Annotated in this window: 16 protein-coding genes; 3 read left to right on the top strand and 13 right to left on the bottom strand. The window is 68.6% G+C overall.

Annotated elements, in window-relative coordinates; all coding sequences use genetic code 11:
* Positions 1-7 precede the first annotated feature (7 nt).
* From LX88_RS19300 to LX88_RS19255, 10 genes are all read right to left on the bottom strand, one after another.
* Positions 8-1,252 carry a hypothetical protein gene (locus LX88_RS19300; RefSeq protein WP_258949152.1) on the bottom strand — a complete coding sequence of 415 codons (1,245 nt, stop codon included), beginning with the start codon at positions 1,250-1,252 and terminating at the stop codon, positions 8-10.
* A gap of 21 nt (positions 1,253-1,273) precedes the next feature.
* The gene (locus tag LX88_RS19295; protein WP_258949151.1) at positions 1,274-2,782 is read right to left on the bottom strand and encodes an alkaline phosphatase D family protein; all 1,509 of its coding nucleotides are present in this window, start codon (positions 2,780-2,782) and stop codon (positions 1,274-1,276) included.
* 51 nt (positions 2,783-2,833) lie between these two features.
* Positions 2,834-3,262, bottom strand: coding sequence for a hypothetical protein (locus LX88_RS19290; protein WP_258949150.1), 429 nt, complete (start codon positions 3,260-3,262; stop codon positions 2,834-2,836).
* A 44-nt stretch (positions 3,263-3,306) separates the two neighbouring features.
* A complete protein-coding gene (locus LX88_RS19285) occupies positions 3,307-4,005 on the bottom strand; it encodes an ESX secretion-associated protein EspG (RefSeq protein ID WP_258949149.1) in 699 nt (232 codons plus the stop codon).
* A gap of 1 nt (position 4,006) precedes the next feature.
* Positions 4,007-5,320, bottom strand: a complete 1,314-nt coding sequence (locus tag LX88_RS19280; protein ID WP_258949148.1) for a hypothetical protein — start codon at positions 5,318-5,320, stop codon at positions 4,007-4,009.
* Positions 5,317-5,922, bottom strand: a complete 606-nt coding sequence (locus LX88_RS19275) for a DUF3558 domain-containing protein (protein ID WP_258949147.1) — start codon at positions 5,920-5,922, stop codon at positions 5,317-5,319. The genes LX88_RS19280 and LX88_RS19275 overlap by 4 nt, the downstream gene beginning before the upstream one ends.
* Positions 5,923-5,935: 13 nt before the next feature.
* On the bottom strand, positions 5,936-6,232 hold the full coding sequence (locus LX88_RS19270; RefSeq protein ID WP_258949146.1) for a PE domain-containing protein: 297 nt from the start codon (positions 6,230-6,232) through the stop codon (positions 5,936-5,938).
* A gap of 151 nt (positions 6,233-6,383) precedes the next feature.
* On the bottom strand, positions 6,384-6,776 hold the full coding sequence (locus LX88_RS19265; RefSeq protein ID WP_258949145.1) for a DUF4233 domain-containing protein: 393 nt from the start codon (positions 6,774-6,776) through the stop codon (positions 6,384-6,386).
* Positions 6,773-8,110 (bottom strand): bifunctional tetrahydrofolate synthase/dihydrofolate synthase, encoded by a 1,338-nt coding sequence (gene folC / locus LX88_RS19260; protein ID WP_258949144.1) that lies wholly within the window; start codon positions 8,108-8,110, stop codon positions 6,773-6,775. Before folC ends, LX88_RS19265 begins: the two co-directional genes overlap by 4 nt.
* Before the next feature lie 5 nt (positions 8,111-8,115).
* On the bottom strand, positions 8,116-10,764 hold the full coding sequence (locus LX88_RS19255) for a valine--tRNA ligase (RefSeq protein WP_258949143.1): 2,649 nt from the start codon (positions 10,762-10,764) through the stop codon (positions 8,116-8,118).
* A gap of 85 nt (positions 10,765-10,849) precedes the next feature.
* On the opposite strand from LX88_RS19255, the gene LX88_RS19250 reads away from it, so the two are divergent.
* A complete protein-coding gene (locus tag LX88_RS19250; RefSeq protein WP_258949142.1) occupies positions 10,850-11,605 on the top strand; it encodes a hypothetical protein in 756 nt (251 codons plus the stop codon).
* Between the two features lie 164 nt (positions 11,606-11,769).
* Positions 11,770-14,058, top strand: coding sequence for an FdhF/YdeP family oxidoreductase (locus LX88_RS19245; RefSeq protein ID WP_258949141.1), 2,289 nt, complete (start codon positions 11,770-11,772; stop codon positions 14,056-14,058).
* A 1-nt stretch (position 14,059) separates the two neighbouring features.
* Here LX88_RS19245 and LX88_RS19240 read toward each other — a convergent pair whose 3' ends face one another.
* Both LX88_RS19240 and LX88_RS19235 read right to left on the bottom strand, forming a co-directional pair.
* Entirely contained in the window at positions 14,060-14,218 is a 159-nt protein-coding gene (locus LX88_RS19240) for a hypothetical protein (RefSeq protein WP_170176577.1), read from the bottom strand.
* Between the two features lie 23 nt (positions 14,219-14,241).
* Complete coding sequence (locus tag LX88_RS19235) at positions 14,242-14,799, bottom strand: ArsR/SmtB family transcription factor (RefSeq protein ID WP_258949140.1); 558 nt, start codon at positions 14,797-14,799, stop codon at positions 14,242-14,244.
* Between the two features lie 93 nt (positions 14,800-14,892).
* Between LX88_RS19235 and LX88_RS19230 the strand changes: the two genes are divergently transcribed.
* On the top strand, positions 14,893-15,531 hold the full coding sequence (locus LX88_RS19230; RefSeq protein ID WP_258949139.1) for a DUF2238 domain-containing protein: 639 nt from the start codon (positions 14,893-14,895) through the stop codon (positions 15,529-15,531).
* Here the strand turns inward: LX88_RS19230 and LX88_RS19225 are convergent.
* Entirely contained in the window at positions 15,422-15,913 is a 492-nt protein-coding gene (locus LX88_RS19225) for a hypothetical protein (protein WP_090071217.1), read from the bottom strand. The two genes, LX88_RS19230 and LX88_RS19225, sit on opposite strands and share 110 nt — an antisense overlap.
* Positions 15,914-15,917 lie beyond the last annotated feature (4 nt).

Below are 15,917 nucleotides of genomic sequence, written 5' to 3'. Positions count from 1 at the left end.
TTTGCAATCAGCCTGCCGGACGCCGGTAGGTGATCGCCATCCGCAGCGGATGTGAGCGCCATTCGTTGACCGCGAGCCCGGCGATCACGCCGATGCCCTCGACCGACTCAGCCGTCGCGGGTGCGCTTCGGCTCGGCGAGCCGGCCAACGGCCCCTCGGTCGGCGGCGGCGAGAACTGGGCGATGACCATCTGCTGCCCCTCGTGCGGCTGCACGGCCAGCAGGATGTGCGGATCGGCCTGCTCGCCCTGGTTCTCGATCGGTTCCAGGGACAGGAACTCACCGCGTTCCGCCGCCGCCCCCGCCATCCGGCCGGCCCACTTGAAGGCGTCCATGACGTCGTCGTCGGAGAGCGCCGCGTTGGCCTCGGGCAGCGTGACTTGCTGCAGGCGCGTGCCGTGCGCGGTCATCTGGCCGTTGGTGGTGAAGCGGTCGGGGATCATCGCTTCGCCGGTCTCGACGTCGATGAGGAGCATGTCGCGGAACCGGGTCTCGGCGAGCGGCGACCGGCCCATGAGCCCGCGGCCGAGCATCTCCCCGAGCTTCGGGTCCGTGATCCGCCAGTACGTCGTCTGCTCGCCGATCTGCAACCCGATGAAGTCCCTGACCGGCAGGCTCGGCAGCGCCGTGATGAGGCTCTGACCAGGCGCGACCGGGGGTGGCGGCGCCTGCACCCGGAACGGCGGCAGCGAAGCGAACCCCGGATCCACCCGTGCCGTGCGGACCACGTGATGTGCCCACGCCCGCACGCGCGACAACGGGTGGTCGGGGAACCTCACGTCGTGGCGGGGATCGTCGCCCGCGTGGAACGGCAGCACGCCTTCGAGCTCAGGCGCGTACGGGTGCGGCTTGGCCCAGCTCTGGAACCCGAGCTCGGACGCGAGGATGGCCTCCCGCGTGCCCGTCATGCCGCGTTCCACCGCGCCGAGCTGCAACACGGCGCTGCAGTTCTCCTTGGGGATGGTGAAGGAGCCGACGAACACCTGCCCGTTCGGCTGGTTCGGCAGCGGCAGCTTGACGATCCGCAGCAGCGCAGGTGCCCCTCCGAGCTGGACGACGTGGGCCTCGATCAGGCAGCCGGTCTCGCCGTGGATCAGGGCGAGGTCGTGCCTGAGCCTCGGCAGGTCGTCCAGCCCGGCCGGGAGGTCGGGGACCAGGCCGTAGTAGGCCAGTTCGGCCTGGTCACCGCTGGGGTGCTGCCAGGTGTTCTGGTCGAGCTGACGGAAGCCGGTGGTGTCGAACGAGATGGGCACCCACCGACCCTACGACTCCCGTCAGGCGGCCCTGAGGGTTTTGGACCAGAGGGAGGTGCCGGTCGCGTCACGCAGCCACACCGTGAGCTCGTGCTGCGAGGCCTTGACCTCGCCGAAGTGCTGGAACCCGTCCAGCGGCGAGGTGTTGGCGGCGGGCGGGGCGTGCACGAACACGGCCTGCGGACCGAACGTCGGGTCGAGCGTGTTCGGGCCGAACGCACCGGCGTGCAGCGGACCGGACACGAACTCCCAGAACGGGTCGAAGTCGCCCACGGCCGCGCGGTCGGGCGAGTAGTGGTGCGCGGCGGTGTAGTGGACGTCCGCCGTGAGCCACACGGTGTTCTTGACGCGGCGGCGCTTGAGTTCCCTGAGCACCCACGCGATCTCGTGCTCACGGCCGTTGGGCGCGCCGGGCAGGCCGTTCGCGACACCCTCGATGTCGGTACCGTCCGGCACGGTCAGGCCGATGGGCAGGTCCGCCGCGATGATCTTCCAGGTGGCGGTGCTGCGGCTGAGCCCGTCGACGAGCCACTTCGCCTGCTGGGCGCCGAGGACGACACCCGGCTTGTCCTTGGGCGAGGTGTTCCTGTCCTTGTAGGTGCGCATGTCGAGCACGAAGATCTCGACGTTGCGGCCGTAGGAGAACTTCCGGTAGACGCGACCGTCCACCGCGCGCTTCTGGTCGATCGGCATCCACTCGTGGAACGCCTGGAAAGCCCGCTGCGCCAGCACGTCCACGCGCTTCTCGGTGTAGAGCGGGCTCTCGAGGATCTCACCCGGATACCAGTTGTTCGTGACCTCGTGGTCGTCCCACTGCGCGAAGACCGGCACCTGGGAGGCGAAGCGCTTCACGTTGTCGTCGAGGAAGTTGTAGGCGAACTGGCCGCGGTACTCGTCGAGCGTTTCGGCCACTTTGGACTTCTCGGGCGTGACGACGTTGCGCCAGACCCGGCCGTCCGGGAGCGTCACGCTCGCCTGCATCGGGCCGTCGGAGTAGACGCTGTCGCCGCTGTGGATGAAGAAGTCGGGCCCGCGGTCGGCCATCGCCTTGAAGATCGGCATGCCGCCGATGTCGGGGTTGATGCCCCAGCCCTGGCCCGCGACGTCGCCGGACCACACGAACCGCACGTCGTCGCGGCCGAGCGGGGCGGTGGTGAAGCTGCCCGTGACGGGTGCGCTGCAGGCCCGGCCGTGCAGGTCCTCGGCCGTGACGCGGTAGTAGGCGGGACGGCCGGGCAACAGGCTCGACACCCGGACCTGCCCGGTGCCACCCGTCTCCGGGGTGAGCAACGGGCCGCGAACGCGGCGTGAGAGGCGGAACCTCGGGTCGTTGGACACCTCGACGAACATCCGCGAGGGACGGTCGGCGCGCGTCCACACGATGCCGCCGTCCCAGGTGACGTCGCCGGACTGCACACCGTGGGTGAGGATCGGGCGGCCGGACTTCGCGAGGCTGATGCCCGAGGGCACCAGCGCCGCGGCCGTACCGAGTGCGCCTGCCTTGAACAACGTACGACGGTCGAAGGTCATGTGCGGTTTCTAGTCGCCGGTTCTGGCCGGTGCTGAAACCCGAGGTGAACTTCAGCAGCGCAGGTCGGTCCAGCCGCTCACGTAGCCGCCGCCGGGGACGGTGACGCTGGCGACCGCGCGGGTGCACTTGTTGAGCGTGGCCGCTCCGGCGCCCCACAGCTCCTGCCTGTTCGCGGCCTCGCCTCCGCCGCGCGGGTACTCCTCACCGTTCTCGATCACCGCGATCCAGTTCGAGACGCGGTAGGAGTGGCTCTTGGCGTAGGAGTCCCAGACCCAGGTGTAGGCGTAGTTCTTGCCGCACCCGGCGAACTGCTTGACCGACGCGATGGTCGCGCCCTGGTACTTCACGTGGCCCGTGGTGCCGATCTGCTTGGCGGAGGCACAACCGGGGACGGTCTCGGCGTGGGCGGTGCCGGAGCTCAGACCGACGGACAGCAGCGTCGCGGCCAGTGCGGCGGCGATGGCGAATGGCTTTCTCACAGCCGCGACGCTGGTGCAGTCCGGTTAGGTGGTGGTAAATCCGACTACGTCAGGCGCTTGAGCCAGTCGGTGATGATCTGGCGCGACGCCGGGGTGGCGTGCACCCACGTCTGCTGGTTCTGGTCGGTGTACTTGACCACGAGCCAGCGGCCGTCCTCGAAGTCGATCGTGGTGAGGAACGTCTTGGCGCGCTGCCTGCCCTCGCCGTTGCGCTTCGCCGCGTACAGCTTCGCCGTGCCGTTGCGGGGCTGGGCGAGCAGCTGGCGCAGCGAGATCGACGGCGACGCCTTGCCCGGCTGGTGCAGGTTGATCTCGGACTCGTGCACGTTGATCGACGCGCCGCGGCCCGCCGGAACGTCCGGCAACTGCATCGCGAGGACCTCCGGCGCGTTGTCCGGCCGGATCGGGTGCAGCTGCACGAACCCGTTGTCGTGCAGGGCGAGCACACCGTGCTGCGAGTTCGCCGCGACCACCACGGGCTTGGTCTCGTTCGGCGTGACCGCGATCCAGGCCGAGTAGTCGTGATCCGCCTTGGCGATCAGGTGCAGCGTGCCCCGGACGTCCGGGTGGTCGAGCCCGACCCGCCGCAGCTCGCCGATGACGTCGCGCTCGATGAGCGCGCGTTCGTCCTCGGTCTCACCGGGCGAATCGACGGAGAGCGCGGGGTGGTACTGCCCCAGCTTCTCCTGCTTCCACAACACGTCGAAGGCGAGGTCGGACAGTTGGATCGACGACCGAAGCACGTCAGCCCCCGATCGTCGGCGGTGCGACCATCGGCATGTCGCCGATGATCTCGTTCGTGTTCTCCTCGGTGATGAGGTAGTCGGCGGACTTGTGCTCCAGGTCGTCCTCGCCCTGACCCTTCTGCCCCTGACCGCCCATCCCACCCATGCCGGCCGCGCCGCCGCGTCCGGCCGCACCCGCCGCGCCACCGCGGGCAGCGTTCTGCCCGGTCTCGCCCATGCCGCCGAACACCCCGGCCTTGCCACCGGGTTGCTGGGCCGCCGTGCCACCGGCCGCCGCGCTGCTGCCACCGAGGCCGCCGCCACCGAACTTGCCTCCGGCACCGCCGGCGCCGCCACCTGGGCCGCCGAACTTGCCGCCTGCACCGGGGCCTCCGGGGCCGCCACGGCCACTGCCGCCTGGGCCACCGGGACCGTTCGGACCGCCGGGGCCCTTCGGACCGCCGGTGTTCGGGCGGACGGGCACGCCGATGGGCGGGAGTCCCGTGTTGCCCGGCCGGTCGATCACGCTGCCGACCGGGGGCTTGCCGGTGAGGTTGTCGACGCCGGGCTTGCCGGTGTTGGTGTTGCTGGTGTTCGTGTTGTCGGACGAACTCGTGGTCGTCTGGTCGCCGTTGGTGGTCGGCACGGTCCACGGGGTGCCGACCGTGCTCTGCGGCGTGCTGGTCGAGGAGCTGGTCGAAGTGCTCGACGTCCGCGTGTTCGTCGTGTTTTTCGACGTCTTCTCTTCACCGTTGTGGCCACCGGTTTCGGCGATCTCGACCACGAGGCTGTCGGTCGTGACGCCGGGGAACTCCTTGGGCAGCTCACCGCGGTTGGTGTTGCTGGCGCTCTGGAACTCCTTGTAGACCTCGCGGTTGTGCTTCTCCTCGGCGTTGTAGCCGTTGACCTTGTCCTCGGTGTCGGTGTCCCAGGGGGTCGCGTCGTCCCAGAAGTTCGTGTCCGGCTTGGACGCCGGCATGTCCTTGAGCTGGTTCTTGTTCAGGGTGAACTGGTAGACCTGGTTCGAGATGGAGTGGTCGGCCTGCCTAAGCGCGTCCTGCATCTGGACCATGGCCTGGTTGATCGGGTTCGCGGCAGCCTGAGCGGCACTCGCGCTCGCACCCGTCCACGCTTCGCCCAGCGTCTCGCCGACCCGCTTGAGCCTGGCCTCGATGCCGGCGTAGTCACGCCCCAGTCCGGCGGCCGCAGTGGCGGCGGCGTTCGCCGACGCGGTACCAGGGCCACCATGCATCTGGGAGTAGATCTGTGCTCCCGAGAAGCCCTCGGCGCGCGTGTTGTCCTCGGTGAAACAGCTGGGCGCGGGCCTGGTCATTTCGCACCTGCCTTCATCGTGGTGATGGCGAGGTTCGCGAACTCGGTGATCCCAGCACACGGGTCTGCGAACTTCGGACTGCCTTTGTCGCTCTGGAAGGTGAAGGTGAGGGCTTTGTCGTCGGACACGCCGACGAGCAGGTCGCAGTCACCGTTGGCGCGGGCATCCGACACGAGAGCGATGTAGGTGGGGTAGCCCTGGATGGCCGGCTGCGGCTCGAAAGCTTTGTAGGTGTTGTCCTTGTTCGGGACGATGGTGGAGAGGTTCGTGCCTTCCGGGAGGAACGCGACCCCTGGGGCCATCTTCGCCGCGGTGCTCGCTCCGAGCCAGATGCAGGCCGTTCCGAGTGCCGTGTTGTTCGCCCTGCCGCTGACTCCGGGCATTCCGAACGCTTCCACCTGAGCCGGGGTGACCGTACTGCACGGGTCGGCTTCGAAGGTCTTGACGTCGAGCGGGTTCTCGATCTTGGGAGCTCCCCCGCCGTTGCCACTGCTGGTCGGCTGGCCGGCTGTGGTCGGCGTGCCGGCCGTGCCACCGCTGTCACCGCAACCCGCCAGCAGCGCGAGTGCGGCAGTGCCGGCGACGATGGTTCGGATGCGCAACAGCCCAGTCCTTCTACTTGAGGTTGTCCCGGTTGCCCTGCTCGGTCTGCTCGTACTGGCGCAGCGTCGCTTTCAGGTTCTCGATCCGGGTGGTCAACGTGTCCGCGAGCTGCTCGTTGGACTTCTGGTGCGCCTCACCCGCGGCGCGCGCCCAGTTCGCGTAGACCTGGCTCGGCGCGTCCTTGCCGGCACCCTGGACCGTGGTCAGCACGACACCGGTCTGGCGAGCCATCTGCAGCTCGTCCTTGATCGACTCGTACTCCTTGATGGCAGCGCGCAGCGTCTCCAGATCGACCTTGATCCCGCTCATCCCCCGTGCCCTCCCCGCAGATTCGTGCGTCAAGCAGCATAGCGCCAGGTCGCGGGACCGGTTCCGGTTTCGAAGCACGATCGGGTGAACACAACGAACCCTCGCCGTCGCATTGCGACGGCGAGGGTTCGTTGCACAGAAACGCGCTCTGTCAGGACTGCTGTTGTTGCTGCGCCGGGAGACGGCCCTCGGCCATGCGCTTGAGCAGGTCCTTGCGCAGCCACAGCAGGTACGCCCAGACGAGCCCGAAGATCACGCCGATCACGCCCATCGCCGGCAGCAGCAGCCAGCTGGCGATCAGCAGCACGTGCAGGCCCACGACGGCGCCGATCGCCCACGGCTTGCGGACGAAGGCGCACATCGCGATGAACACCGCGATGAAGCCGAACGCGACCCAGCCGACCAGGGACGTGACGCCGCCGTGCAGCTTGGCGATCACGGGCAGGGCCAGGGCCACGACGATGACCTCGAGGATCAGCGTTCCGGCCATGATGCCCCGGAACGCCTTCATCGGGTCTTTCTTCAGAGGGGCCGGGGTGGTCATGCCGGCTCCTTTCCGAACAGGGCGCGGGCCTCGCCCGCGGTGACGACGGAACCGGTGATGATCACGCCGCCGCCGGACTGCTCGTCCTCGATGAGGTGAATGGCTTCCTCCACGGCGTCGACGAGGCGGGGGCGCACCTCGAAGCGGTCCTCGCCGAAGATCGGGACGGCCAGGCCGGCGAGCACGTCCGGGTCCATGGCGCGTGGCGAGGAGTTGGTGGTGATCACCAGTTCCTGCACGACCGGCTCCAGCGCGGCGAGGATGCCCTCGGCGTCCTTGTCGGACATGACGGAGACCACGGCCACCAGCTTGCGGAAGCCGAACTCCGACTCCAGCGCGCGAGCCAGCGCGGCGGCGCCGTGCGGGTTGTGCGCGGCGTCGACGAAGACGTTGGGCGCGGAACGGACTCGCTCCAGGCGGCCCGGCGTGACGACCGAGGCGAAGCCCTCGCGGACCATCTCGATGTCGACCTTGCGCTCGGGGCCCGCGCCGAAGAACGCCTCGACGGCGGCCAGCGCCAGGGCCGCGTTCTTCGCCTGGTGTTCGCCGTGCAGCGGCAGGAAGATGTCCTCGTAGACGCCGCCCAGGCCCTGCAACGTGATCATCTGGCCGCCGACGGCCACGGCCCTCGACAGGACGCCGAACTCGCTGCCGAAACGGGCCACCATCGCGTCCACCTCGGCGACGCGTTCCAGGATCACCCTCATGACCTCGGGCGTCTGCTCGGCGACGATCGCGACGGAGCCCGGCTTGATGATGCCGGACTTCTCGACCGCGATGTCCTCGGGACGGTTGCCGAGGTACTCGGTGTGGTCGACGCCGATCGGGGTGAGCACGGCGACACGGGTGTCCACGATGGACGTCGCGTCCCACGTGCCGCCCATGCCGACCTCGACCACGGCGACATCCGCCGGCGCTTCCGCGAAGGCCGCGTACGCCATGCCGGTGAGCACCTCGAACTTGCTCATCCGGATCTCGGACCGGGTGTCCACCATCGCGACGTACGGCTCGATGTCGCGGTAGACCTCGACGTAGCGCTCCGGCGAGATCGGCTGGTTGTCGATGCTGATCCGCTCGGTCGCGAGCTGCAGGTGCGGGCTCGTGAACCGGCCGGTGCGCAGGCCGATGCGCGTGAAGAGCGCATCGACCATGCGCGACGTCGACGTCTTGCCGTTCGTGCCCGTCAGCTGCACGACCGGGTAGGACGACTGCGGGTCGCCCAGCACGTGGGCGAGCGCCTTGATCCGATCCAGCGACGGCTCGAGCTTGGTCTCGGGCCAGCGCTGGTTGAGCTCGTTCTCGACGTCGAGGAACTCGTCGAGGTTGGTTTCCACTTTTCTTACGCCTCCGGCAGCGCGGCCAGGCGCTCGTTGATGCGGGTGATCTCGGACTCGGCGACGGCCTTGCGCTCCTCGATCTTGGCCTTGACGTCGGCGGGCGCCTTGGCGAGGAACGCCTCGTTGCCCAGCTTCTTCGTCGTGCCCTCGAGTTCCTTCTGCGCCGCGGCGAGGTCCTTCGCGAGGCGCTTGCGCTCGGCCGCCACGTCGATCGTGCCGGACAGGTCCAGCTCGACCTTCACGGCGCCCTTGGGCAGGCCGACCTCGAGCGTCGCGGAGACGGTGAACTCGTCGCCCGGCTCGGTCAGCCGCGTCATCGCGCGGACCGACGGGACCTGGTCGAGCAGGCCGACGCAGCACGCGCCGCGGACCTTGCCCGCGACCTTCTGGCCCGGCTTGAGGCCCTGTTCGGAACGGAACCGGCGGATCTCGGTCGCGAGCTTCTTCAGGCCCTCGACCTCGGCCAGCGCGTCGAGGTCGCGCTCGGCACCGGACGCCTTCGGCCAGTCGGCGACGACCAGCGACTCACCACCGGTCAGCGACGTCCACAGCGTCTCGGTGATGAACGGGATCGCCGGGTGCAGCAGGCGCAGCACGACGTCGAGGACGTGGCCCAGAACGGACTGCGTGGCCTCGGCGCGGCCGTCCGCGATCTGGACCTTCGCGATCTCCAGGTACCAGTCGCAGAACTCGTCCCACGTGAAGCTGTAGAGCGCCTCGCAGGCACGGGAGAACTGGAACGCCTCGAAGTTGGAGTCCACAGTGGACACCAGTGCGTCGAGCTCGTCGAGGATCCAGCGGTCGGCCGCCGTCAGCTCCTCGCGGGCCGGCAGCGGACGGGCGACCGTCGCACCGTTGGCCAGCGCGAACCTCGTGGCGTTCCACAGCTTCGTGGTGAAGTTGCGGGAACCGGCCGCCCACTCCTCGGCGACGGCCATGTCCGAACCGGGGTTCGTGCCGCGCAGCAGCGTGAACCGGGTGGCGTCCGCGCCGTAGCGCTCCATCCAGTCCAGCGGGTCGATGCCGTTGCCCTTGGACTTCGACATCTTCTTGCCGTGCTGGTCGCGGATCAGGCCGTGCAGGAAGACGTGGCGGAATGGAACTGCGCGGCTGGGCTCTTGATTGTCACTGCCCATCGCGTACAGGCCGAACATCATCATCCGGACGACCCAGAAGAACAGGATGTCGTAGCCCGTGGACAGGACGGAGGTCGGGTAGAACTTCTTCAGGTCCTCAGTGGACTCCGGCCAGCCCAGGGTCGAGAACGGCCACAGACCCGACGAGAACCACGTGTCGAGGACGTCCTCGTCCTGACGCCAGCCCTCACCGGTGGGCACCTCGTCGTCCGGTCCGACGCAGACGACCTCGCCGTTCGGGCCGTAGAAGACCGGAATGCGGTGGCCCCACCACAGCTGACGCGAGATGCACCAGTCGTGCAGGTTGTCGGTCCAGTCGAAGTACCGCTTGTTGAGCTCGGCCGGGTGGATCTTGGTGCGGCCGTCGCGGACGGCGGCGGACGCGGCCTCGGCGATGGTCTCGACCTTGACCCACCACTGCAGCGACAGGCGCGGCTCGATCACCGTGTTGCAGCGCGAGCAATGCCCGACGGAGTGGACGTACGGCCGCTTCTCCGCGACGATCCGGCCCTCCGCGCGCAGCGCGGCGACGATCGCCGGACGCGCCTCGAAGCGGTCGAGGCCGAGGAACGGCCCGTTCGCGGTGATCGTGGCGCGGCCGTCCATGACCGTGAGGTTCGGCAGGCCGTGGCGCTGGCCGATCTCGAAGTCGTTCGGGTCGTGCGCGGGCGTGACCTTGACGGCGCCCGTGCCGAACTTCGGGTCGACGTGCGCGTCGGCGACGATCGGGATGCGGCGGCCCGTCAGCGGCAGTTCGACCTCGGTGCCGATGAGGTGCCGGTAGCGCTCGTCGTCCGGGTGGACGGCGACCGCGGTGTCACCCAGCATCGTCTCGGCGCGCGTGGTCGCGACGACGATCGAGTTCTCCCCGTCGCCGTAGCGGATCGAGACGAGCTCGCCCTCGTCCTCGCTGTGGTCGACCTCGATGTCCGACAGCGCCGTCTGGCAGCGCGGGCACCAGTTGATGATCCGCTCGGCCTGGTAGATCAGGCCGTCGTCGTACATCTTCTTGAAGATCGTCTGGACGGCGCGCGACAGCCCCTCGTCCATGGTGAAGCGCTCACGCGACCAGTCGATGCCGTCGCCGAGCCTCTTCATCTGGTCGAGGATCTTGCCGCCGTACTCCTCTTTCCACTCCCAGACGCGCTCGACGAACTTCTCGCGCCCCAGGTCCTGCCGCGACAGGCCCTGCTTCGCGAGGTCGCGCTCGACGGCGTTCTGCGTCGCGATGCCGGCGTGGTCCATGCCCGGCAGCCACAGCACCTCGTAGCCCTGCATGCGGCGGCGCCTCGACAGCGCGTCCATCACGCTGTGGTTCATGGCGTGGCCCATGTGCAGGCTGCCGGTGACGTTGGGCGGGGGCAGCACGATCGTGAACGGCGGCTTGTCGCTCTTGACGTCCGCCTCGAAGTACCGCCGGTCGACCCACCGCTGGTACAGCTCCGCCTCTACCTCCGCCGGAGTCCACGCGGCGGGGAGGTCGGGACGCTGGGTTGCGGTGTCGAGTTCAGTCACAGCACGCAAGTCTACGGAGGGCTGGCTATCGACTTACACCGAGATACCTGCTAACGAGCGGGCCAACCTCTAGGCTCCCCGCCTCGTGAGTCTTCATGGGGGCATCGAAGATCATCCCGACCTGAACGACGCCGACTGGGGCCGTCGGGTCGAGCGCGAGTTCAACCGGGAGAGACGCGGCAAGCGGGGCATGGTCATCGGGTTCGTGGCGGCGCTCGCGGTCACCGGTCTCGTGGCCGGCGGTCTGCTGCTAGGCGGTGTCGCGGAAGGACCGGCGCACCCCGCGTCCGCCGTGGACTTCGACCGGCCGTTCGCCGGCACCGAGTTCGAGACCTGGGCGGACGGCGAGAAGGGGGTCGTCGCGGCACCCGAGCACGACCAGGTGCGCAAGGCCGTCGTCGCGGCCAGGCTGGACCCCGCGGTGCTGGTGGGGCACGACCCCAGCGCGTTTCTCTCGCTGGTGCCCGCCGAGGCGCGCGAGGCCTGGACGCCGATCCTGCCGACGCTGGTGACCCGGCTCAAGCAGGGCACCACGCTGCTGCCGGGCGGCATCAAGGTCAAGGGCACCATCGCGCCCGCCGTCGACGACGAGGGCGTCGACGTCGTCCGGAGCGACTACCTGATCGCCTACGCCTTCGCGCCCGCTGACCGGGCCGCGGTGGGCGGTCCCGAGGACTTCGTCGTCCTGCTGCACGCGATCGCCGACTACCGGCTGATCCCGCAGGGCCTGCAGATCAGGACCACGAAGATCCGCATCGACCACGCGGCGTGCTCCACGAAGACCGACGGCTACCTGGCGCCGCGGTTCGCCGGCCCCTCGACCTGCGGGGTGAGCGCCTGACCGGCGGCGCTTGATCACTCGTTCAGAGGTGCCGCACGACCGTGACGGCGATCACAATTGACCGGCACGGACCGTTCAACCCCTTGGGGCCCGTGACGGGCGACGCCGCCGCGTTCTTCGGGGGCGCTGGCGGCGCCGACGTCGATCAGCGAACAATGGGACGCATGAGCAGCAAGCCCCCGCAGCACGACGTCGACGAGTCCGCGCTCGAAGTCAGCACCCCCAAGACCTGGGCGGCGGGTATTCCCGGCGTGCTCGTGTCGCTCGACCGCGCGGTCGAGCAGATGGGTGTCGGGCGCACGGTCAAGACGTTGCGACTGCTCAACCAGCGTGAAGGTTTCGACTGTCCTGGTTGCGCGTGGCCCGAACCGCAGGGTCACCGCAAGATGGCGGAGTTCTGCGAGAACGGTGCGAAGGCCGTCGCGGAGGAAGCCACCAAACGACGAATCGGGCCCGAGTTCTTCGCCGAGCACTCCATCGAGAGCCTGCGGACGAAGACCGACTACTGGCTCGGCCAGCAGGGCCGGCTCACCGGACCGATGGTGCTCGCGCCGGGTGCGACGCATTACACACCGATCAGCTGGGACGACGCGTTCACGCTCATCGCCGACGAGCTGACAGCGTTGTCATCACCGGACGAGGCGATCTTCTACACCTCCGGCCGCACCAGCAACGAGGCCGCGTTCCTCTACCAGCTGCTGGTCCGCTCGTTCGGCACCAACAACCTCCCGGACTGCTCGAACATGTGCCACGAGTCGTCCGGCTCTGCGCTCAACGAGACGATCGGCATCGGCAAGGGCTCGGTGTCCATCAAGGACTTCGACCTCGCCGACCTCATCGTGGTCATCGGCCAGAACCCCGGCACGAACCACCCGCGCATGCTCAGCGCGCTGGAGGACGCCAAGAAGAACGGCGCGAAGATCATCGCGATCAACCCGCTGCCGGAGGCGGGCCTGATGCGGTTCAAGAACCCGCAGAACGTCGCCGGCATCGTCGGCAAGGGCACCGCGCTGTGCGATGAGTTCGTTCAGATCAAGGTCGGCGGCGACCAGGCCCTGTTCCAGGCGATCGGTCACCTGCTGCTGCAGTGGGACAAGCTCGACAGGACGTTCATCGAGGCGAAGACCCACGGGTTCGAGGAGTACGCGGCGAGCCTGCGCGAGCTCGACTGGGACGGCGTGCTCACCGCGACCGGCCTGACCCGCGAGCAGATCACGCGCGTGGCCGGCATGTTCGTCGACTCGAAGGCCACGATCGCCTGCTGGGCCATGGGTCTCACGCAGCACAAGCACAGCGTGCCCACGATCCGCGAGGTCACGAACGTCATGTTCCTGCGCGGCATGATCGGCAAGCCGGGCGCGGGCCTGTGCCCGGTGCGCGGCCACTCGAACGTGCAGGGCGACCGCACGATGGGCATCTACGAGAAGATGCCGGAGAAGTTCTTGCAGGCCCTGGAGAGCGAGTTCAGCATCTCCGTGCCGCGCAAGCACGGTTTCGACACCGTCGACGCGATCAACGCGATGCGCCAAGGCCGCGGCAAGGTGTTCATCGCGATGGGCGGCAACTTCGTCAGCGCCACCCCGGACACCCCGGTGACCGAGAAGGCGCTGGAGCAGTGCTCCCTGACGGTGCACGTCTCCACGAAGCTCAACCGTTCGCACGTGGTGCACGGCAAGACGGCGTTGATCCTGCCCGCGCTTGGCCGCACCGAGAGCGACGTGCAGCACTCGGGCGAGCAGTTCGTCACGGTCGAGGACTCGATGTCGGTCGTGCACCGCTCACGGGGCCGGCTCAAGCCCGCCTCGGACCAGTTGCTGTCCGAGATCTCGATCGTCTGCCGGCTCGCGCGCAAGACCCTCGGCACCTCGCACCCCGTGGCGTGGGAGGAGTTCGAGAAGGACTACGACGTCATCCGCGAGCACATCTCCCGCGTCGTGCCGGGCTGCACCGACTACAACACGCGCGTGCGTCAGCCCGACGGTTTCGTGCTGCCGCACCCGCCGCGCGACTCGCAGGAGTTCGCGACGGCCACCGGCAAGGCGAACTTCACGGCGAACGAACTGACGGTCATCGAGATCCCCGAGGGCCGGCTGCTGATGCAGACGCTGCGCAGCCACGACCAGTACAACACCACGATCTACGGCCTGGACGACCGCTACCGCGGCGTGAAGGACGGTCGTCGCGTGGTGTTCGTGAACCCGGACGACATCAAGGCCCTCGGGTTCTCCGACGGCCAGATGGTGAACATCGTGTCGGAGTGGAAGGACGACCCGACGGGTGTCGTCGAACGCCGCGCCGAGTCGTTCCGGATCGTCTCCTACTCGACCGCGCGCGGGTGCGTGGCGACGTACTTCCCCGAGGCGAACCCGTTGGTGCCACTGGACTCCAAGGCGGACATCTCCGGCACGCCGACCTCCAAGTCGGTGATCGTGCGCTTGGAGCCCGTCGCCTGACCTACGCGGGCCGGACCCGGACGAAGAGCCTCAACAGGCGTCGTTCGGGTTTGGCCGCAACGGTTTCGGACTTCTTGACGAGCCGGCGCGCGGCCGCGTCGGCCTCGAACTCCTGCTGCCGGTACTTCGCGATAGCAAACGCTTCGTGGTGCGAGATCACGACGGTTCTCCTTCAGCGGGTTGTTACTCGGTGGCGACCGTGACGCTCAGGAACACCCTGACGGGCTTGGCGCCCTCCGGCCGCAGTGACTCGTCGGTCCTGCGCTCGTCGTACTTGTTCAGCACCGCCTGCAGCTCGGCGAGGTACCCGGCGGTCTCCTCGGCGGTGAGGAACTTGATGTGCCCCTCGGTGCCGACGGACTTGCGCCAGTCCTCCGGCAGGTGCTCGCGCTGACGCAGGCGCTCCCGCGTGCGCTCGAACTCCTGGTCCAGGTAGGCCATCGCCGCGGCCTCGGCCGCCATCGCCGCCTCTCCCTCCAGCCCTTCCGGCGAGATGGACTGGCGCCCCCTGACGATCTGCCACGGCTTCTGCCGGCCCGGACCTTCGACCTCGGTGACGAAGCCGTACTTGGCCAGCATGTTCAGGTGGTAGGAGCAGCTCGCGACGCTCTCGCCCAGCTTCTCGGAGCATTGCGTGGCAGTGCGCGGTCCCTGCTCGGTGAGCAGCTGGATCAGCTTCCACCTGAAGGGGTGCGACAGCGCGCGGAGCGCCTTGGGGTCACTGAGCGGAGCCTCGGTCATGACACCAAGGTACGCGTATCAAGAAACCTTTAGCAAGGTTCCTTGATATATAGATCCTGATATAAAACGGCCAAGATCGGCCACGATGTGCTCATGACACGGGGGAAGTGGTGGCTGCTGGGCGCGTTCGGCGCGCTGATGGCGGTGACGTGGATCAACCCGCTTTGGCCCGCCGAACAGGCGTTGCACAGCTCGTTGACGGCCGTGGCGCTCCTGGCGCTGTGGCTGTCGAGGCGCAGGCTGGACACCGCGCAGTGGGCGTGGGCGCTGTTCTTCCTCGCGCTGCACACGATCGCGGCACGCTGGATCTACTCGTTCGTCCCGTACGACGGCTGGACGGACGCGCTGCTCGGCGTACGGATGTCGGAGGCGTTCTCCTGGGACCGCAACCACTTCGACCGGCTCGTGCACTTCGCGTACGGCCTGTGCCTGACCGCGCTGCTGCGGCGGAAGTGGGTGCGGTCGCTGGAGATCGTGCTCGCGACGAGCGCCCTCTACGAACTGCTGGAGTGGGCGATCGCGATGACGCTCGCCCCCGGCGTCGCCGAGGCCTACAACGGCCAGCAGGGTGACGTGTGGGACGCCCACGCCGACATGGCGCTGGCCGCGCTCGGCGCGCTCGTCACCAGTCTGGCGAGTTGCGCGCGACGGCGGTCACCAGCGGCAACGACTCGATCACAGGCACCCGCAACAACTCCGCAGGAACGTCCGGGTCGCGCACGGGCTCGATGAGCTCGCGCAACAGCGCGCCGACGACGTCGTCCGCGGACTGGTCGACCTCGTGGATCAGGTCGCGCAACTGGTCCGCGGCCTCGTTGAGCACGCGCGGTCGTTGCGGGTCCTCCAGCATCAGCGCCGCCAGCCGCAGCACGCGGCGGCAGGTGCGCAACCGGAGGCTCCTGCTCGCGGACTCCCGCGTGCCCGCGAGGCCGAGGCGGCCACGCGTGCGTTCGATCCACGGCTCTACCGTCTCGCGCCGCCAGATCGGGCCGGACGCGAGTTCCGCGTCCGGCTCGGGGATGCCGTGCGACCGTCTTTTGCGCCAGACGGCCACCAGTTGCCGGCTGAGCCCCATGGCGTCGGCGATCTCAGCGATTCCGTAGAAGTCCCCCACGCCG

The organism is Lentzea californiensis (assembly GCF_024648825.1).
Classification (GTDB): Bacteria; Actinomycetota; Actinomycetes; order Mycobacteriales; family Pseudonocardiaceae; genus Lentzea; species Lentzea californiensis.
This window is presented reverse-complemented; position numbering and strand designations above follow the sequence as displayed.

Coding starts and splice junctions, on each gene's coding strand:
- LX88_RS19295 (WP_258949151.1), bottom strand. CDS start 2,782: ATGACCTTCGACCGTCGTACGTTGTTCAAGGCAGGCGCACTCGGTACG.
- LX88_RS19280 (WP_258949148.1), bottom strand. CDS start 5,320: ATGACCAGGCCCGCGCCCAGCTGTTTCACCGAGGACAACACGCGCGCC.
- LX88_RS19270 (WP_258949146.1), bottom strand. CDS start 6,232: ATGAGCGGGATCAAGGTCGATCTGGAGACGCTGCGCGCTGCCATCAAG.
- LX88_RS19265 (WP_258949145.1), bottom strand. CDS start 6,776: ATGACCACCCCGGCCCCTCTGAAGAAAGACCCGATGAAGGCGTTCCGG.
- LX88_RS19245 (WP_258949141.1), top strand. CDS start 11,770: ATGAGCAGCAAGCCCCCGCAGCACGACGTCGACGAGTCCGCGCTCGAA.
- LX88_RS19235 (WP_258949140.1), bottom strand. CDS start 14,799: ATGACCGAGGCTCCGCTCAGTGACCCCAAGGCGCTCCGCGCGCTGTCG.
- LX88_RS19230 (WP_258949139.1), top strand. CDS start 14,893: ATGACACGGGGGAAGTGGTGGCTGCTGGGCGCGTTCGGCGCGCTGATG.